At 58.6% G+C, this 18,804-nt stretch carries 13 protein-coding genes and 1 pseudogene; 7 read left to right on the forward strand and 7 right to left on the reverse strand.

Translation table 11 applies throughout. From position 1 onward, the window contains the following. The 5 genes and pseudogenes from OHD58_RS29060 to OHD58_RS29080 all read right to left on the reverse strand — a co-directional run. Positions 1-656 (reverse strand): annotated as a pseudogene (locus tag OHD58_RS29060) (aminotransferase class III-fold pyridoxal phosphate-dependent enzyme); the annotation flags it as partial. A 277-nt stretch (positions 657-933) separates the two neighbouring features. After that, positions 934-3,072, reverse strand: coding sequence for a methylmalonyl-CoA mutase (scpA, locus tag OHD58_RS29065; protein WP_263807097.1), 2,139 nt, complete (start codon positions 3,070-3,072; stop codon positions 934-936). Beyond that, entirely contained in the window at positions 3,072-5,075 is a 2,004-nt protein-coding gene (locus OHD58_RS29070) for an acetyl/propionyl/methylcrotonyl-CoA carboxylase subunit alpha (protein WP_263807098.1), read from the reverse strand. Before OHD58_RS29070 ends, scpA begins: the two co-directional genes overlap by 1 nt. An 11-nt stretch (positions 5,076-5,086) precedes the next feature. Continuing rightward, positions 5,087-6,619, reverse strand: coding sequence for an acyl-CoA carboxylase subunit beta (locus OHD58_RS29075; protein WP_263807099.1), 1,533 nt, complete (start codon positions 6,617-6,619; stop codon positions 5,087-5,089). Then, a complete protein-coding gene (locus tag OHD58_RS29080) occupies positions 6,619-6,822 on the reverse strand; it encodes a hypothetical protein (protein WP_263807100.1) in 204 nt (67 codons plus the stop codon). The genes OHD58_RS29075 and OHD58_RS29080 overlap by 1 nt, the downstream gene beginning before the upstream one ends. A 12-nt stretch (positions 6,823-6,834) precedes the next feature. Here OHD58_RS29080 and OHD58_RS29085 point away from each other — a divergent pair, with 12 nt between their 5' ends. Further along, on the forward strand, positions 6,835-8,247 hold the full coding sequence (locus tag OHD58_RS29085) for a helix-turn-helix domain-containing protein (RefSeq protein ID WP_263807101.1): 1,413 nt from the start codon (positions 6,835-6,837) through the stop codon (positions 8,245-8,247). A gap of 129 nt (positions 8,248-8,376) precedes the next feature. Here the strand turns inward: OHD58_RS29085 and OHD58_RS29090 are convergent, their stop codons facing one another. Beyond that, a complete protein-coding gene (locus tag OHD58_RS29090; RefSeq protein WP_263807103.1) occupies positions 8,377-9,363 on the reverse strand; it encodes a DMT family transporter in 987 nt (328 codons plus the stop codon). A 441-nt stretch (positions 9,364-9,804) separates the two neighbouring features. On the opposite strand from OHD58_RS29090, the gene OHD58_RS29095 reads away from it, so the two are divergent. From OHD58_RS29095 to OHD58_RS29115, 5 genes are all read left to right on the forward strand, one after another. Next, positions 9,805-10,671 carry a LysR family transcriptional regulator gene (locus tag OHD58_RS29095; protein ID WP_263807104.1) on the forward strand — a complete coding sequence of 289 codons (867 nt, stop codon included), beginning with the start codon at positions 9,805-9,807 and terminating at the stop codon, positions 10,669-10,671. Between the two features lie 210 nt (positions 10,672-10,881). After that, complete coding sequence (locus tag OHD58_RS29100; RefSeq protein WP_263807105.1) at positions 10,882-11,847, forward strand: NAD(P)H-dependent flavin oxidoreductase; 966 nt, start codon at positions 10,882-10,884, stop codon at positions 11,845-11,847. 227 nt (positions 11,848-12,074) lie between these two features. Next, positions 12,075-14,216 (forward strand): acetate--CoA ligase family protein, encoded by a 2,142-nt coding sequence (locus OHD58_RS29105; RefSeq protein WP_263807106.1) that lies wholly within the window; start codon positions 12,075-12,077, stop codon positions 14,214-14,216. A 110-nt stretch (positions 14,217-14,326) separates the two neighbouring features. After that, positions 14,327-15,490 (forward strand): acyl-CoA dehydrogenase family protein, encoded by a 1,164-nt coding sequence (locus tag OHD58_RS29110; protein ID WP_263807107.1) that lies wholly within the window; start codon positions 14,327-14,329, stop codon positions 15,488-15,490. An 85-nt stretch (positions 15,491-15,575) separates the two neighbouring features. Beyond that, positions 15,576-16,724 (forward strand): CaiB/BaiF CoA transferase family protein, encoded by a 1,149-nt coding sequence (locus OHD58_RS29115; protein WP_263807108.1) that lies wholly within the window; start codon positions 15,576-15,578, stop codon positions 16,722-16,724. Positions 16,725-16,861: 137 nt separating this feature from the next. Here the strand turns inward: OHD58_RS29115 and OHD58_RS29120 are convergent, their stop codons facing one another. Then, complete coding sequence (locus tag OHD58_RS29120; RefSeq protein WP_263807109.1) at positions 16,862-17,644, reverse strand: MBL fold metallo-hydrolase; 783 nt, start codon at positions 17,642-17,644, stop codon at positions 16,862-16,864. 314 nt (positions 17,645-17,958) lie between these two features. On the opposite strand from OHD58_RS29120, the gene OHD58_RS29125 reads away from it, so the two are divergent. Further along, positions 17,959-18,729 carry a crotonase/enoyl-CoA hydratase family protein gene (locus OHD58_RS29125; protein ID WP_263807110.1) on the forward strand — a complete coding sequence of 257 codons (771 nt, stop codon included), beginning with the start codon at positions 17,959-17,961 and terminating at the stop codon, positions 18,727-18,729. Positions 18,730-18,804: the final 75 nt, after the last annotated feature.

Consider the following 18,804-nt stretch of genomic DNA (forward strand, 5'->3'; position numbering starts at 1 on the left):
GGCGGCAGAAGATAGAGCACATTGCCGAGCGGACGCACCAGCAGTCCGCGCTCGAGGAAAAAAGCGCGCAGTTTTGGCCCGATCTCGGCCAGATAGCCGGCTGAGCCGGCGTGCAGATCAAGGGCCGCGATCGTGCCGGTCACCCGACTGTCGGTGAAGTTGGCATTGTCGCGAAAGCGCTGAAGCCCGGCGGCCTGCATCCCGCTCAAGGCCGCGATCCGCTCGGCCACTGGTTCGTCGCGCCAGATCTCGACATTGGCGAGCGCTGCCGCGCAGGCAATCGGATTGGCGGTGTATGAGCTCGAATGAAAGAAGGTCTTCTTACGGTCTTCGGAATAATGGGCCTGGAAGATGGCATCGGTGGCGAGCGTGGCCGCCAGCGGGATGGCGCCACCGGTCAGGCCCTTCGAGGTGCACAGTATGTCGGTAGAGATGGCCGCCTGCTCGCAGGCGAACATGGTTCCGGTTCGTCCCCAACCGGTCATCACTTCGTCGGCGATCAGCAGCGTGCCGGAGGCTTCGGCAATCTTCTTCAGTTCGGCCAGAACCCAGGCCGGGTACATCAGCATGCCGCCGGCGCCAAGCACGAGCGGTTCGACAATCAGCGCGGCGGCACGCCGGTCGCGGGAGACTTCTTCGAACCGATCCATTGTTTGCCCTCTATCGTGCCTAAGCAGACCGGCGTTCGGCATTCTGATCGATTTTCCAGTGTCGGCGTCGAGGGCGCGAGCGAATGGCGAATTCGTGGTGCCCTGCGTCGATCGCCTACTGGTTACATTTGACGCGCGCCCGGGATTATTCGGGCGTTTGGCTATCGCGACCAGAGCCCTGGACGCTCGAGTAATTTCGAAGGTCCTTACCGACATGGCCGCATCAAACATGCAAGCATGGGGCAGCTTGACCGGATTCTGCAGTCGCTGACGACGGGGCCCTTCATTGATTACGACGCCTTCCTTCCAGGAGATCGATGACCGCGCGCGCGGCATCCAAGATGTGTGTTCCAGGGCCTAATATAGCGGCGACCCCGTGGTCCATCAGGAACTGATAATCCTGGCGCGGCACCACGCCACCGCACACAACGATGATGTTTTCGCCGCCTTGTGCCTTCAGCGCTTGGACGAGCTGCGGCAGTAGTGTCTTGTGTCCGGCCGCGAGCGAGGACGCTCCGATGACATGAACGTGAGAAGCCACGGCCATGCTTGCCGCTTCTTCCGGCGTTTGGAAGAGCGGGCCGGCGACCACATCGAAGCCGAGATCGCCAAACGCCGATGCGATCACTTTGGCGCCACGGTCATGGCCATCCTGGCCGAGCTTGGCCACCATCAGCTTCGGCTGGCCGCCAAGCGACATGGAAACGTCCCTGATGCGGGACGTTAGGGTTTGGTATTCCGGCTCATTCTGGAAGGCGGCGCCGTAAACCTCCGAGGTCACCTCAGGAACGGCCACGTGATCGCCGAAGGCGCTACGCAGAGTGTCGGAAATCTCCCCCACCGTCGCGCGAGCGCGCACCGCTTTAACCGCGGCCTGAAGTATGTTGCCCTTGCCGCTGGCCGCGGTCTTGCCAAGCGCGGCAAGGGCTGCGTCGACGCGCTTGGGGTCGCGCTGACGCTTTGTTTGTTCGAGACGGCGGATCTGCGCCTCTCGCACCGCCGCATTGTCGATCTCAAGGGCATCGATCGCGGCTTCGGTCTCCAGCCGGTATTTGTTGACGCCGACGATCACCTCATCGCCGAGATCGATCGCCGCCTGGCGGCGGGTCGCCGCCGTCTCGATCAGACGTTTTGGCAAACCGTCAATGACGGCTTTAGTCATGCCGCCGATGGCCTCGATGTCCTCTATGAGCGCCCACGCTTTCTCGGCAAGCTCGGCGGTCAGGCTTTCGACGTAATAGGAGCCGGCCAGCGGATCGACGACCTTGGTCACGCCGGTCTCGTGCTGAAGAATAAGCTGGGTGTTGCGCGCGATCCGCGCCGAAAACTCCGTCGGCAGCGCGATCGCCTCATCGAAGGAGTTGGTGTGGAGCGATTGCGTGCCACCAAGCACTGCGGCCAACGCCTCATAGGCGGTGCGCACGATGTTGTTGTAGGGGTCCTGCTCCTGCAGCGACACGCCCGATGTCTGGCAGTGCGTGCGCAGCATCAGCGATGAAGGCTTCTTCGGTTCGAACTCTTCCATGATACGCCACCACAGAAGTCGCGCTGCCCGCAGCTTGGCGGCCTCCATGAAGAAATTCATTCCAATCGCAAAGAAGAACGAGAGCCTTCCGGCAAAATCGTCGACATCGAGGCCTTTCTTCAGCGCCGCGCGGACATACTCGCGCCCATCGGCCAGGGTAAAGGCGAGCTCCTGCACCAGCGTCGCGCCGGCCTCCTGCATGTGATAGCCGGAGATCGAGATCGAGTTGAACTTCGGCATCTCCTTTGCGGTGTACTCGATGATGTCGGCGACAATCCGCATCGAGGGTTCGGGGGGATAGATGTAGGTGTTGCGGACCATGAACTCCTTCAGGATGTCGTTCTGGATGGTCCCGGAAAGCTCGGACGACGAGCAGCCCTGCTCCTCGCCGGCAACAATGAAGCAGGCAAGAATCGGAATGACCGCACCATTCATCGTCATGGAGACGGAAATATCCTTGAGCGGTATGCCCTCGAACAGAACCTTCATGTCCTCGACGGAATCGATGGCCACGCCGGCCTTGCCGACATCGCCGACGGCACGCGGATGATCGCTGTCATAGCCGCGGTGCGTCGCAAGATCGAAAGCGACCGACACACCCTGCTGGCCGGCGGCGAGCGCCTTGCGGTAGAACGCGTTCGACTCCTCGGCCGTCGAGAAGCCCGCATATTGCCGGATCGTCCACGGCCTGCCGGCATACATCGTGGCACGCGGTCCGCGGACGAATGGCTTCAGGCCGGGCAGCGTGGTGAGGTGGTCGGCCCCATCAAGATCATCTGCCGTATAGAGCGGCCTGACGTCGATGCCTTCGGGTGTGCGCCAGACCAGGGCGTCTGGGGAGGCCTTCAGCTCCCGTTCGGCGAGAGCGCGCCAGTCGGCGAGTTTGGCGTCGGCCATCATTCGAACTCCAGAATGGGTTCGTCGACGGCAAGGCTTGCGCCCGCCTTGGCGGCGATCCGTTTGATAACGGCCCGCCGTTCGGCGCGAAGCACGTTCTCCATCTTCATGGCCTCGACGGTGGCGAGCACCTGTCCAGCCTCGACCTGTTCTCCTTCGGACACGGCGATCGCGGTGACCACACCAGGCATCGGGCAAAGCAGCAGCCTGGAGGTGTCCGGCGGCTGTTTCTTCGGCATCAATCGCGCAAGCTCGGCGATAGGTGGGCTGCGTACATGGGCGACAACATCCGTTCCGCGACAGCGCAGTCGGTAGCCGGTTCCTGACTTTGACGTCTTGATAGACGCGGACTCGGTGCCAATTTGAAAGTGCGCGATATGCCGTCCCGGCAGCCAATCGCTGACAACACTGAGAACCGAGCCGTCATCGAATGAAACCGCGGTAGCATCTTCCTGATCGCGCACCGCGATTGCGAAGGCATGGCTGCCAAGTGTGACGATCCAATCGCTAGGGACTTTGCGACGATGATTGTCCATCGCGCCGGAGATCAGGACATTGCGGTGCTGAAGTTTCCAGTTGATATGCGCCGCGACCGCAGCGAGCTTGCGCTCATCCGCGTCGGTTGGGGACACACCTGTGAAGCCGTCCGGAAACTCCTCGGGGATAAAGGCTGTGCTCAGCCGCCCCTCGCGAAACCGCGGATGGTCCATGACAGCGCAGAGAAACGGCAGATTGTTGCCGATGCCTTCCACTTCGAAATCATCCAATGCAGCAGCCATGGCGTTGATTGCGCCCAGCCGATCGGGCGCCCAGGTGCAGAGCTTCGCTATCATAGGATCATAGTGCATCGAGATGTCCGAGCCTTCGACCACCCCAGTATCGTTGCGAATCAGTGAACCATCTGCACGTGCACCCTCAATGGGCGGCCGGTAACGTGTCAGACGACCGATCGAGGGCAGGAAATTGCGACACGGGTCTTCGGCGTAGAGTCGGCTTTCGATCGCCCAGCCGTTCAGCTTCACATCTTCTTGGGCAAAGCGCAGCTTTTGGCCGGCGGCGATGCGGATCATTTCCTCGACCAGATCGATGCCGGTTACCAGTTCGGTGACCGGATGCTCGACCTGAAGCCGGGTATTCATCTCGAGGAAGTAAAAGTTGCGGTCGCGGTCGACGATGAATTCAACCGTACCTGCCGAGTGGTAGCCGACCGCCCTGGCAAGAGCGATGGCCTGCCTTCCCATCGCCTGCCGGGTTGCTTCGTCAAGGAACGGGGAGGGGGCCTCCTCGATGATCTTCTGATTGCGGCGCTGGATCGAGCATTCCCGCTCGCCCAGGTAGACGATGTTGCCGTACTGATCGCCGAGTACCTGGATTTCGATGTGACGTGGTTCGGTGACGAATTTCTCGATGAAGATGCGGTCGTCGCCAAAGGCGTTCTTGGCTTCGTTTCGTGAGGACTGAAATCCTTCGCGCGCCTCGATCTCGTTCCAGGCAATGCGCATGCCCTTGCCGCCACCGCCGGCGGATGCCTTGATCATGACGGGAAAGCCGATCTCCGAGGAGATGCGCGCCGCTTCCTCGGCATCCTCAATCAGGCCCATATGGCCGGGTACGGTGGAGACACCGGCGGATGCCGCGATCTTCTTTGAGGTGATCTTGTCGCCCATCGCCTCGATGGCGACGGGCGAGGGGCCGATGAAGGCGATGCCCTTGGCTTTGAGCGCTTCGGCAAAATTCGAATTCTCGGACAGGAAACCGTAGCCCGGATGAACCGCATCAGCGCCCGTAGCGGTGACGGCATCGAGGATGTTTGCAAAGCGAAGATAGGACTGGGCCGAGGCGGCGGGACCGATATGGACCGCCTCATCGGCCTGCCGGACGTGCAAGGCGTCGCGGTCAGCGTCGGAATAGACCGCGACGGTGGCTATGCCAAGCCTCTGTGCCGTCTTGATCACCCGGCACGCGATCTCGCCACGATTGGCAATCAGGATCTTCTTGAACATTTTTTGCGTACTCAAAGTGGGATCGTGTCGTGCTTCTTCCAGCGCGTTTCGACGCTTTTTCCGCGCAGAGCGGCAAAGGCACGCGCAATCCGCCTGCGTGAAGAATGTGGCATGATCACCTCGTCGATGAAGCCCCGCTCGGCGGCAATGAAGGGGTTGGCGAAACGCTGCTCGTATTCCCTGGTGCGAGCAGCAAGCCTCTCGGGATTGCCGAGTTCTGACCGGTAGAGGATCTCGGCCGCCCCCTTTGCGCCCATCACCGCGATTTCGGCGGTCGGCCAGGCGTAGTTGATGTCGGCGCCGATATGTTTGGAAGCCATCACGTCGTAGGCGCCGCCATAAGCCTTGCGCGTGATCAACGTGACCATCGGCACGGTCGCCTGGGAATAGGCAAACAGCAGCTTGGCGCCGTGCTTGATGACGCCGCCAAATTCCTGGGCGGTGCCCGGCAGGAAACCTGGCACGTCGACGAGCGTCAGGATCGGGATGTCGAAGGCGTCGCAGAAGCGAACGAAACGTGCCGCCTTGCGGGAGGAATCAATGTCGAGGCATCCGGCCAGCACCATGGGCTGGTTGGCCACCACGCCAACCGTCCTGCCCTCGATGCGAACAAATCCGGTGATGATGTTGCGGGCGAAGGCGGCCTGAAGCTCGAAGAAGTCGCCTTCATCGGCGATTGCCGTGATCAGTTCCTTCATGTCGTAGGGCTTGTTGGCGCTGTCCGGCGCCAGCGTGTCGAGACGCAACTCGATCCGCTCGGGATCGTCATGAAATGGCCGCACGGGCGGCTTTTCCCGATTGTTCAGCGGCAGGAAGTCAAAGAGGCGCCTGACCTCTTCCAAGGCCTCGATATCGTTTTCGAAAGCCCCGTCGGCGACAGAGGACTTTTGCGTGTGCGTTGCCGCGCCGCCTAGTTCCTCCGCGGTCACGATCTCGTTCGTGACCGTCTTGACCACGTCGGGGCCGGTCACGAACATGTAGGAGGAATCCCGAACCATGAAGATGAAGTCGGTCATGGCCGGGGAGTAGACCGCACCGCCGGCGCAGGGCCCCATGATCACCGAAATCTGCGGAATGACGCCGGAAGCATCGACATTGCGTTTGAAGACATCGGCGTAGCCGGCCAGTGAGGCGACACCCTCCTGGATGCGCGCGCCGCCAGAATCGTTGAGGCCAATGACCGGCGCCCCGTTGCGCACCGCCATGTCCATGATCTTGCAGATCTTCTGGGCGTGTGTCTCAGACAGAGATCCGCCGAGCACCGTGAAGTCCTGAGAGAAGACGTAAACAAGCCTGCCGTTGATCGTACCCCAGCCCGTGACCACGCCGTCGCCAGCGACCTTCTGGTCAGCCATGCCGAAGTCTGTGGCACGATGGGTGACATACATGTCGTATTCTTCGAAGGAGCCTTCATCGAGGAGCACCACGAGGCGCTCGCGGGCGGTCAGCTTCCCTTTGGCATGCTGGGCATCGACACGCTTCTGCCCGCCGCCCAGGCGGGCCTGCGCACGACGCACCTCGAGTTGTTCGAGAACGGCCCGCATCAGCGGTCAGCCTTCGGTGCAAAGTTCAAAGCCGTCGGCAATGGCGTCGCGGCGAGCCGGCTTTGCTTCAAATGCGGGTTTGCTTTGCTGGACAATCGCATGAGCTCCTCACTGGAATTACGCTGCATTAGTTCGCCAGCAATGGACGGGAAAGGCTTGACCGTGTGCGCTTGCAAAATGTATGAAATTGCGAACAGCAACATGCGAAATTGCAAATGGCAAACGGCAAGCTCTTCATTGGACGCCGCGTACGCGAATTGCGCGAGGCCAACAAGGCCACCCAGGCGGCATTCGCCGAGCGGCTGGGGATCTCGACCAGCTATCTGAACCAGATTGAAAACAACCAACGACCGGTGTCAGCCGCAGTGCTTCTTGCGCTCGCCGAAAAGTTCCATGTGGATATCGCTTCAATCGGTGGCAGCGAGGCCGACCGGCTGCTCTCGGCACTGAGCGAGGCACTTGCTGATCCGGTGTTCGGCGGTGTTTCAGCCGGATTTCAGGAACTCAAGCTCGTTGCCCAAAACGCACCGTCTCTCGCTCATGCGCTGATCACCTGTCACCAGGCATATCGACGAAACAGCGAGCAGCTTGCCAGCTTCGACGACCAGCTGATCCGAACCAATGCCTTTGCCGGGCCGACACCCTACGAGGAAGTGCGGGACTTCTTTCATTTTGTCGACAACTACATTGACGAGCTCGACGCCGCGGCCGAGCACCTGGCGAAGGCCTTGGGCTTGCCGGACCGAGATGTCGGTACGGCTTTGGCGGATCATCTGGAACAGCATCATCGCGTTCGCATTGCGCGTGCTGCCAGTGGCGAGCGGGTAATCAGGCGCTTCGACGCCTCCGCGCGCGTGCTGTATTTGAACTCTTACTCGCCTGCATCGACGCGCAGTTTTCAGATGGCACTCCAGATCGGCGCCTTGGAGCAGCGGGCGGAAATCGATGCGATCATCGAGCGCACGGGCTTCCGTACCCCGGAAGCGGCAGAGATATGCAGGGTCGGCCTCCAGAATTATTTTGCCGGTTCGCTCATGTTGCCATACCGTCCCTTCCTGGCCGCCGCAAAAGAACTAAGGCACGACCTCCACCTGCTCGCAATGCGCTTCGGCGCCAGCCTTGAGCAGGTGGCGCATCGCCTGTCGACCTTGCAAAGGCCTCGGTTGAAGGGCGTGCCCGTCTTCTTCGCGCGCATCGACCGGGCCGGCAACATCACCAAGCGCCATAGCGCCGCGAAGTTGCAATTCGCCCGCTACGGTGCAGCTTGCCCGTTGTGGAACGCTCATCAAGCGTTCGAAACCCCAGGCCGCATGGATTGCCAGTTGGCCGAGACACCAGACGGCGTGTGTTATCTCAGTATCGCGACAGAAATCACCAAGGCAGACGGTGGATACGGTTCTCCTCATCGACGCTATGCGATCGCGCTCGGATGCGAGATCTCCGACGCCGGCGATTTCGTCTACGCGGACCGGCTGGATTTTGCCAACAGCTCAGCGTTCGAGCCCATCGGCGTTTCATGCCGCATTTGCGAGCGGATAAACTGCATCCAACGCGCCGTTCCGCCGCTCAAGAGCACGATTACCGTGGATCACGACCGACGCGGCGAACTGCCATACACGATCTGCTGATTTCGATCGCCGGCAGCGCCAGGACATGCAAGTCGAATCATCATCATTGCTCCGACCTCGATTCGCCGAAATCGCTTCCCGACGTCAGAAGCATCGTCAACGACCGTGCGCGGGTCTCCCAAGCGACAGTTAAGGCGGGTCTAGCTGGCATCGACAACCAGACTCCAAAGCCTTCGCTCGAACAATGGCTCGATGTCGACGTTTTTCAACATGCTGCGAACCGTGGAGAGCGAACAAGCCGGCCACGATAATGATCAGAGCGCCTGCCAGGGTCGTGGCGCGCGGCAACTCCGCGAAGAACACATATCCCCACAGCGGAGTCCAAATCATGCCAGTGTATTCGAAAGTTGCAACACGGTTTGCCGGCGCTAGACGATAGGCTTGAGAGAGAAGCACCATTCCTGCAGAAGCAACTACGCCGCATGCGGTCATCTTCAGCAGATCGATCGATGTTGGCCATACCCAGGGCCTAACCAAGAATGCCAGGCTGGGGTGTTCTGCATGCGTGAAGCCTGCCACGCGAAACGCAACCGCGAACACGATCGATCCTGCCAGATACGCTACGTTCTGGTAGAATCCCATCGTAGTCGCGGATTCGGTTTCGCTGATATGACGCGCGATCACTTGTGAAAATGCATAGAGAAGTGCTGATCCAAGGGAGAGAAACGCGGCCCAGTCCAGCAAACCTGCTCCAGGGCGGAGCATTATCAGAACCCCCACCAAACCGAGCAGAACGCCAGCCAAGGTTCCGATGGAAATCCGCTCTCCCAAGTATGGGCTTGCGAGCCCCATTATGAAAAGCGGAGCCATGAAGAAGAGAGATACGGCATCGGCGAGCGTCAACGCTGCGATGGCTAGGTAATAAAGCGCGTACGAAAAGAACTGCGTGAATCCTCGGATGGTCAGAGTTATGTATCTTGTTGTAAGCAGCGCACCCAGTCCGACGTCGAGGTGGACAAGAACCACGAGGATCGGAAATGAGGCCAAGGCCCTTATCGCCATCACTTCGGAAACAGGGTACGCGGACGATACCGACTTGACCAATGGATCCTGTAGGGAAAACACAAAGACGCCTAGACAAAGGCTCGCAACCCCCAGCAACACTCGATTCTGCATTTCGGTCCGCTGAGTTAGAGCCTTCCGGCTGGATGAAGTTCACTGGGATCTGGAGAGCGAGGTCGCGCCACCGGAGACGCAAACACAGTAATGGCTAGCCACTTCAAAAAGTCTGAGTTAGGACCTCGGCGTGGGGTACTCGTTAGAGTAGCCAGGGTATGTTCGACCGATTCCACTTCGACCGCGAACCGGCGTCGGGAAATCCGAGCGCCTCGCGGGTAAGTCCAGCGTCAGCTAGAAGCCTGTCGTCGTGCCGTGCAAGAACTGTGTCCAAGGCGGTGTCTCGGCCGACCAGATTCCAGTGCTGGAGATACCTTGATCCGATTGACTGAGTTCTGGAGAGGAATGACATCCAAGTTTTCTTTCGTTGCCTACCCAGGATGCACGTGCCATGGGTATGAATCAAACGAATATAACTTCTGGCAGCAATGAGTGAATTTTATGAGTGCGGCTCTGGACAGCGATCTTTTGCGTACGTTTCTGGCGGTTCATGAGACCCGCAGCTTCACGCGCGCGGCTGACACAGTTGGCCGAACTCAGTCGGCGGTAAGCCTTCAAATAAAGCGCCTCGAAGGAATACTCGGGCAACCTCTGTTCACTCGTGGCGGTCGCGGAGTGGAGCTGACCCGGTCAGGAACAGAGTTGCTTGTCAATGCTCGTCGCGTCGTAGCTCTATTGGATCAGACGGTTGCAGCATTTCAGACACCGCAACTCGGAGGGCTGGTTCGCATAGGATTGCCGGAAGAGTACGGACATATCGTTGTAGGCCGTGCGTTGAACACATTCTCGAAGCTCCACCCGAATGTGGATTGCACAGCCAGATACGGGCACTCCTCCGAGAACCTGAACCGTGTGGTATCCGGAGAACTGGACTTGGCGGTGGTATTCGATTGGCAGGAAGACTCCGGCGGCGAACTTCTGATGATCGACCCTACGGTTTGGGCGACCTCCGATGAGCATAACACGCATGTGCGCTCTCCATTGCCGATTGCCCTGTACGTCAACTCCGGCTGGTGCACTGAATACGCCCTCGGATCGTTGAAAGAAAAAAAGGTCAAATTCCGGACGGTCTACACCAGCGATACGAGCAGCGGACTCAAGCTCGCAGTCCTTTCAGGCTTGGCGGTGGCACCTCTCTCTCGGAGCAACATCCCGGCTGGGGCCAGGGAACTGACCGAGGAAGATGGGTTCCAGCAGATCGATGCGTCCCGCGTGGTACTGCATCGGAACGCTCGGTCTGATAGCGAAGCAGTATCGGGTATGGCGGCAGCGATAAGAGAAGCCTTTGGCGCGCTGCACAAACGCTAAACAACGACAGCATTCACTCTACGATAGCTGTGCCGCGTTGATAGGCTGTCGCTTGTCAAATTCAGTGGCAGAAAAATTTTCGACGTGCACGTGAGAATTAGTCACGTTGCGCTCGAGCATGCCCCCTCGAATTCTGTCGCGAAGATCTGCAGCTCGCTGAACGGATCTGAGCGATTTGCCGATCGAGGCGCACTCGTGGAGTGTCATTTCATGGGCTTGCCCATTTCCATTGCCTCGCGGATGCGGATCCCATTGATCGCAGCGCCAATGCAGGGCGTGTCCGGGCCAGAACTCGTCTCAACCATCTGCCGTAATGGTGTTATAGGCGCCTTCCCAACCTTCAATGCTCGAACGCCCGAGCAGCTCGACTACTGGTTGACGATCATCGGTCAGGCGTGTGCCGAGCCTTCATCAGCTCCCTGCTGCCCGAACATCGTGATGAGAAGGTCTGCGGAAGCCCTGCAGACTGAGGTCGATATCTTGGTGAAGCATCGAGTCAAAATCGTCCTCGCAAGCGTAGGGTCGCCGGAAGCGATCATTCCCCAACTGCACGATATCGGATGCACAGTCTTGACGGACGTCGCTTCTATGCGGCACGCCGAAAAGGCGATCAAGGTTGGTGCAGATGGCCTCGTTCTTTTAAGCGCCGGCGCAGGTGGTCAGACCGGATGGTTGAACGGCCTATCGTTCGCTCGAGCGGTTCGTGCGATCTATGATGGGCCAATCGGATTGGCCGGGGGCATCTCGGATGGTCACGCCCTTTGGGCGGCCCAGGTGGTGGGCTGCGATTTCTCGTTGATGGGGTCGCCGTTCATAGCGACGCACGAAAGCATGGCTTCAGACGGCCATAAGGAAATGGTCGTCGCCTCTGGCATAGACGAGATACGTCTCACAAAGGCGATCAATGGCTTCGATGCCAACTATCTTACCAGATCCATACTGCAGACCGGCCTCGACCTCGCAGAGCTCGACATTCCGCTGAGCGTCGAGGAAGCGCGAAGGCGGTTCAGCGCGGACATGGCAGGCGAGGGCCCGAAACGATGGCGCGATATCTGGAGTGCGGGTCACACGGTCGCGGCAGTCAAGAAGATACGTCCTGCAGCAGAGCTGATCGCTGAGATAGCTTCGGAATATCATCAGGCGACCGAGCGCACCCGCGGCCTGCTCTCCCGCTAGTTTGCAAGCATTCTGGCGTTTTCGACCATTGTGCGCCCTGGCACCTATCGACGACAAGACGAGCTTCGCATTCCGCTACTCGTGCGCGCAGCCTAGCTCTTCTCACGCTGTAAAAAAGTAACGAGCTGAATGAGTTTATTTCGGATCTCTAGAGCAGCCCGCTTGCGATATGGAGGCTAATCAAGCGGCCGTAGTATCACCGCAAACCAGATCAATGGAGCACAATGTTGAGCGACCAAGACGCGCGAGAATTGAGACGCGGGCGCATCAAGCGGATGCTGTCCCCAAAAAGCGCCGTTTTCATCGGTGGGGCCGCAATGATTCCTGCGATTGAATACTGCCGTGCCCGGGGATTTCAGGGTGAAATCTTTGTCGTGAACCCACGCCGGAACGAGTTGGCTGGGGTGAAGTGCGTTCCCACCATCTCCGAACTCCCGATCGACCCGGACGTCGCTTTCTTAGCCGTTCCGAGAGACGGTCTAATCGGCGTTGTCAGGGAGCTGGCGAGCATCGGCGCCGGTGGTGCAATTTGCAACACCTCCGGGTTCTCCGAAATGCATGGCGGCGAAGAGTCTCAGAGGCAACTGGTCGAGGCGGCCGGAGAAATGCCGATCATTGGCCCCAACTGCCCGGGCGTAGCGAACTTCGCCGACCGTGCGTGCTTCATGATGGATCACTTCGGCGATCAAGACGTCGGTGGTTGCGTAGCTCTAATAAGCAACGGTGGTTCCTATCTGTCAGACCTTGGCTGTGCAGATCGTTCTATTCCGATTGCCTATTCGATTGGGCTTGGCAATCAGGCGATGTTGAGTGTCGCCGATTTGATGGACGTCGTTCTCGATGATCCACGCGTTAAGGCCATCAATCTGTATCTTGAAAGCATCAGGGAAGTCTCCGTTCTTTCCGCCGCAGCGCTGAAGGCAGCTCGCAAGAACATCCCGGTGGTTGTTATCAAGGGTGGAAGGACAACTGCAGGTCAACGAGCCACACAGTCACATACTGCCTCACTTGCAGGCGATGATGTTGTCGCATCGGCCCTCTTCCGTCGTCTTGGATTCGTCGAGGTTGGTACACCACTTGAAGCGTTGGAAACGCTGAAAATGCTTGTTTACGCACCGTCTGTGAAGGGGCGTCGCACGGCGTATGTAACCAGTTCTGGAACCTATGCGGTGCTCGGTAGCGACGTTTCGGAGTTCAACGGCTTGGACCTTCAGCCGCCGTCAGCCGAAGCGGCAGCCGAGACCGAAAAGTATCTGCCGCCGTTCATCCACCCGGCAAACCCTCTGGACATCTCTTCCGCGCAGAATGAGGGCTATGACCACAATCTGGATCTTTACCGTGCGTATCTTTCAGATCAGCCCGATATGGCGCTCATGGTCATGTGCTTCCCACCGGAGAAGGGCTGGGATCCGATAACGTGGCAAACCACTACTGCCGCATTCGCAAAGGCCGCCGCAGAACGGGAGATACCGGCAGCGTTCGTCAACACTGTTCCCGAGCTGCTTCCAAAAGCGGACCGAGAAAAGATGATTGCGGACGGCCTGGTTCCGCTTCAAAGCCTGGAAGACGGCATTCGCGCGGTTTCGAACGCAATGCGGGCGTCCGAACTTGCGGAAGAATTGGCTCGCAAATCCGATGACGAAATCCTGATTGAACCACGCCTTACTGGCCAAGTCGAGCCCATGTCTCTCGACGAGGCCGAAGCGAAGGCGGAACTCGCAATACACGGTGTAAGTGTGCCGCGAAACATCGTTGTCCAACCGGAAACCCGTGTTTCCCTGGAGGAGCTGCAGTTCCCGGTCGTCGTCAAAGCTCTCAGCTCCGAGCTCGCCCACAAGAGCGAGCTCGGTGGCGTTGCCCTGAAGATCCAGTCTGCAGAAGAAGTTTGGCAGATTGTTCGCCTGATGGCTGCGAAGCTCAAGCAAACCGCTCCACATATCGACATCCAGCACTTCCTGGTCGAGGAAATGGTAAGAGATGGCGTCGGTGAGCTGCTCGTGGGCATCCGCCATGTTGACGGGATCGGCCTCGCGCTGACTGTCGGCTTCGGGGGAACGGAGGCTGAGTTGCTCCGAGACACGAAGACGGTGCTTCTGCCAGCGTCCTCGGACACGATTTCCGAGGCCATTCAAAGCCTGCGGCTCTATCCACTGCTCTCCGGATGGCGCGGGCGTATCGCTGGCGATGTCGAAGCAGCCGTCTCGGCCATCAAAAAGATGTCCGATTGGGCGATCTCGTTAGGTGAAGCCTTTGTCGAAGCTGAGATCAACCCGTTGATCGTCCGCCCGAAAGGTGTGGTTGCGGTAGATGCTGTCACCCGGCTTTCAAAAAAGGCCGCTCCGACGCAACGGGAACAACTTTTAGCCTAGCCTAGAAGTGAGATCTCGCTCGGTTTGGCGAATTGCTGCGCTCCGAACGCGCAATCCGCCGAACCGGGAGAAAGCCCCACCTAGCACCCAGACACAGATAGGAAGAAGACATGGACTTTGCTCTCTCGGAAGACGAAAGCCTCATCTACAAGACCGCTACACATTTTTGCGAAAAGGAACTTATGCCGCACGAGGAATTGCTTGAGCGGACAGGCGAATTTCCAATCGAATTAGAGTTGGAAATCCGGCGGAAGGGCATCGCCGTAGGACTTCATGCCTGCAACATGCCAGAGAGTGTTGGCGGCGGTGGACTGAACTGCGTTTCCCTCACCTTGGTTGAGAAAGGGCTTTCCCGCGCCTCGACCGCTCTTGCTGAGGCGGTTCGCAGGCCTTTCAACATTCTGGCAGCGTGCGAAGGGGAGCAAGTCGCACACTTTCTCGAGCCGGTTATGAGTGGTGAAAAACGCGACTGCATCGCAATGTCTGAACCCGACGTGGGCTCCGACCTGCGGAGCATGAAAACCCGAGCGGTGCGTGACGGTGCGGATTGGATCATCAACGGCACGAAACATTTTATCTCGAGCGCGCAAAGGTCCCAATTCGTGATCCTTTTCGCGGTCACTGGAGAGGACGAGACACCACGAGGCGTCAAGAAGCGGATTTCCTGTTTCCTGATCGACCTCGACACGCCTGGGCTCGTGGTCGCAAAGGGATATCAGCAGTTGGGTCACCGCGGCCACTCCAACAGTATTCTTCATTTCGACAATTGTCGGATCGGCGGCTGGCAGTTAGTTGGAGAGGAAGGGCAGGGGTTTGCCCTCGTGTCGAAATGGCTTGGAGAGGGGCGCCTTTCAGTAGCAGCTGTCTGTCAAGCGCGTGCAGAAAGAGCTTTCGAGTATGCTTCTGAATATGCTGCGCGGCGCAAGCAGTTCGGGCAACCGATCGGTAATTTCCAAGGCATAGGGTTTCCACTTGCGGATATGGCCACAGATATCCGCATCGGCGACCTTCTGTTGATGAACACCGCCTGGAAGGTGGATCAAAAGTCTCCGACCGTCGCACAAGATTGTGCAATGGCGAAAGTGTGGTGTTCTGAAATGCTTGGACGAGTGGCTGATCAAGCCATCCAGACCTGCGGCGGCATGGGGTTGATGACCGACCTGCCACTAGAGCGCATCTACCGTGACGCGCGCGCTGAGCGCATTTGGGAAGGCACCTCGGAAATCCAAAGACGTATCATCAGCCGTGAGTTGATGCGCGAGCAGGGTATCTGATCTTAGGCCCGCTCGTTTCGAATTGAGAATGTGAAGGCTTCCTCGCATCAGCGTGCCGGGGCGCCGCAAGTGAGGATATAGGTACATGGGCGTTCTAAGCGGTGTCCGCATCATCGAGATGGTTGGACTAGGACCAGCACCATTCTGCGGAATGATCCTGGCAGACTTAGGGGCCGACGTGATCGCCGTTGAGCGTCCAGGTGCGGACCATGGAGCACCTCGGCCTTGGTCGTTGGTGAATCGCGGAAAGCGCTCAATCGTACTCGATTTGAAAAAGCCAGGGGCGGTCAATCTGTTTCTGGAACTGCTCGACGGTGCCGACGCTCTCATCGAAGGGAACAGGCCCGGCGTGATGGAGCGTCTTGGGCTCGGCCCTGAAGCCTGTATCGCAAGGCGGCCAGCGCTCGTCTACGGGCGCATGACTGGATACGGGCAGTTCGGACCGCTGTCGAATGCAGCGGGACACGACGCGAATTACGTGGCACTCTCCGGCGCGCTTTGGCTGGCTACCCAACCCGGAATAGCTCCAGAGGCGCCCCCGACTATCCTCGGCGATTCGGCTGGGGGAGCACTCTACCTAGCGATTGGCATTCTTGCTGGCATTCTGCGAGCGAGAAAGGACGGGGTCGGCCAAGTTATCGATGCCGCGATGGTGGATGGTTCCGCGCATCTCATGAGCCTTCTGCTGTCGTTCCTCGCCAGCGATTATAACTACTCGACTGCCAATGCGCGACCCGGCGCGCTCGGACGGCATTACGATCGCGCATATGTCTGCGGGGACGGACTATGGGTCGTCGTGCAGGCGGAAGAGCCGAAATTCTACGCAGAATTGTTGCATCGCCTCGGGCTGGAACAGGAGGAGCGATTCTCCGAGGAAGTCAGGCACAATCCAAAGTCCTGGGGACCTCTCAGCCAAGAGCTCGCAGCAATCTTCAAGTCCAAGACGCGGAAGGAATGGTGCGAACTTTTGGAGAATACGGACACCTGTTTCACACCGGTGCTCACGATGGAGGAAGCAGCGGTCCACCCGCATATGATGGCCCGCAACGTTTTCAGCAACGTAGATGGCGTGCTGCAGCCGAATCCTGCCCCACGTTTTTCGGTAACACCATCTGCCAATCCGACTTCCATCCCGCACCGTGGCGCGAACACAGCCGAGATTTTGGCTGAACTGGGAGTCGGCGCGGCGCAAATTCAAGAGCTCCGCCTTGCTGGCGCTCTTGGCCCTAGCTGATTGTCCAAACCTCCCAGTTGCGCAGAAGCTAACTCAGGCTGGAAGCAGATCCCGTTCGCGAACATAACAGGTAGGGGCCGGTGAGCACGGCCTTCTAACGACTGGCGCTGATCCTCCTAAAGGAGTCGGAGCAAAAGCTAGGTGTCAGATTTGGCCGCTTTCCACGCATGTACATCACCGATGCTGATGGCGCCTGCGAGATACAGATCTATGAGTTCGAGCAGACGTTGTCTTCCGAACGACGGAAAGTGGCCCGCGTGAATTGTCTCGACAGGAAGCTCCCGCAATCTGCGAAGAGACTCGCGGAAAGCTTCAGCGTCTGAATGCCACGCGTTGTCGACGAGATCGCCATCGTAGATCGCGTCCCCGCTGAACAATGTTTTTGTCGATTTTTCGTACAGCGCGATCGAACCGGGGGAATGCCCGGGCAGATGCAGCACCTGGAAGGCACGGTCGCCAAGATCAATCACATCGCCTTCGTCGAGATACCCTGTGAGCGGCGCCGGCGTGAGCCGATAGTTGGCGATTTCGAAGCCGTCATTTGGCAGGGCGGTGATGATTTCCTCGCTGAGCCATGCACGAGCGCATGTGCTGTCGGGATCTGGTTCGGCATGTATTTGCGCTTCCGATGCATGCCCGAGCCGCACATCAAATTCGTGCGCGCATCCGGTGTGGTCGAAATGGCAGTGTGTGCAGACGCATTTGATATGAATGTCTCTCAGGGCCTCGATCTCATTCCGGATCGGTCGGAAGCCCATGCCGCTATCGAGAAGAAGGCTGCTTGACCGTCCGCGGATAAGAAAAATATTGCAGCGCATCCACGGCACGACATGTTTCTCGATGATCTGACTTATACCGTCAGACACCGCTGCGACGCGGTACCATTCTCTCGCGACGGGCAGACCGTTGGGCTTTGGCATGCGTTACCCGATCTTAAGATCGATCACAATTCTCACCGGACCGCTAGAGAGAGAGGTCGCTGCCCTTAGTTGCAGACATTACCATGGCCGTACACACACGGCGGCGCGTAAAAAAGTCACCAGCTGAATGATTTTATTTCGAATTTTGGTGTCCACTCCAATCATATATGCCGCTTCTTATACAAGCGAGGAAGTGCTCTTCCCCGCCACACTCGAATGACTTGAGCGGTGGCGTGACGAAGTCTCTGCATCTCCTTGGTAACCGCAAAGCGCCAGCGATCCTGGCGCAAAACAGTGACTCGTGGGAGATTGAAATGAGCGAAGAATCCAACTGCGTTCTGATCGAGCGCCGAGGCTCGATCCTGATTGCGACTTTGAATCGCCCGCATACCAGGAACGCTTTCAATCTGGACATGGCCAAGGCGCTGGAGAAGGCCATGGACGTGCTGGATAATGAAGAGGACCTGTTCGTCGGAATTCTAACCGGTGCGAACGGCACGTTCTCTTCGGGTATGGATTTGAAGGCTGCTGCCAAGGATGGCATCCCGCCGCCGCTAGCGCGTGGTGATTTCGGCATAATGGGTCGTCCTCCACGCAAGCCGTTAATTGCGGCTGTTGAAGGGTACGCTCTTGCTGGTGGTTTCGAGACAGCGCTTTCTTGCGATCTAATCGTTGCAGCGCGCGATGCGAAGTTCGGGCTTCCTGAGGTGCGCCACAACCTAGTAGCGACAAACGGCCTTGTCCGGCTTCCGACACGCATGCCGTATCACCTTGCAATGGAAATTGCGCTCACGGGCGCATTCAAAGAAGCGCCGTACTTCGAGCGGTTCGGCGTGATCAATCAGATCACGGAACCCGGGAAGGCGCTGGAAGGCGCAATCAAGCTTGCCGAAGTACTCCTCGAAAATGGGCCGCTTGCGATGGCTGCGAGCAAGGAAATGATGTTCCAGTCTTTCGATAAACAGCCAGACGAAGAGCGGCTCAAGGAGCTACCGATCGTTCAAAGGGTGAATGGCTCAGAAGACGAGCGAGAAGGTCTGCTTGCTTTCGCTGAAAAGCGGAAACCCGTGTGGAAGGGGCGATAACACAGACCTACGCGCTGATCGCGGCACCCGAAGGCAGCCACGGCCGCTTTCAGAATTAAGCAGCGGTCAGTTCAT

It is taken from the genome of Mesorhizobium sp. ZC-5 (assembly GCF_025753855.1).
In the GTDB taxonomy this organism is placed as follows: Bacteria; Pseudomonadota; Alphaproteobacteria; order Rhizobiales; family Rhizobiaceae; genus Neomesorhizobium.

Coding starts and splice junctions, on each gene's coding strand:
- scpA (WP_263807097.1), bottom strand. CDS start 3,072: ATGGCCGACGCCAAACTCGCCGACTGGCGCGCTCTCGCCGAACGGGAG.
- OHD58_RS29070 (WP_263807098.1), bottom strand. CDS start 5,075: ATGTTCAAGAAGATCCTGATTGCCAATCGTGGCGAGATCGCGTGCCGG.
- OHD58_RS29075 (WP_263807099.1), bottom strand. CDS start 6,619: ATGCGGGCCGTTCTCGAACAACTCGAGGTGCGTCGTGCGCAGGCCCGC.
- OHD58_RS29080 (WP_263807100.1), bottom strand. CDS start 6,822: ATGTTGCTGTTCGCAATTTCATACATTTTGCAAGCGCACACGGTCAAG.
- OHD58_RS29085 (WP_263807101.1), top strand. CDS start 6,835: ATGGCAAACGGCAAGCTCTTCATTGGACGCCGCGTACGCGAATTGCGC.
- OHD58_RS29090 (WP_263807103.1), bottom strand. CDS start 9,363: ATGCAGAATCGAGTGTTGCTGGGGGTTGCGAGCCTTTGTCTAGGCGTC.
- OHD58_RS29095 (WP_263807104.1), top strand. CDS start 9,805: ATGAGTGCGGCTCTGGACAGCGATCTTTTGCGTACGTTTCTGGCGGTT.
- OHD58_RS29100 (WP_263807105.1), top strand. CDS start 10,882: ATGGGCTTGCCCATTTCCATTGCCTCGCGGATGCGGATCCCATTGATC.
- OHD58_RS29110 (WP_263807107.1), top strand. CDS start 14,327: ATGGACTTTGCTCTCTCGGAAGACGAAAGCCTCATCTACAAGACCGCT.
- OHD58_RS29115 (WP_263807108.1), top strand. CDS start 15,576: ATGGGCGTTCTAAGCGGTGTCCGCATCATCGAGATGGTTGGACTAGGA.
- OHD58_RS29120 (WP_263807109.1), bottom strand. CDS start 17,644: ATGCCAAAGCCCAACGGTCTGCCCGTCGCGAGAGAATGGTACCGCGTC.
- OHD58_RS29125 (WP_263807110.1), top strand. CDS start 17,959: ATGAGCGAAGAATCCAACTGCGTTCTGATCGAGCGCCGAGGCTCGATC.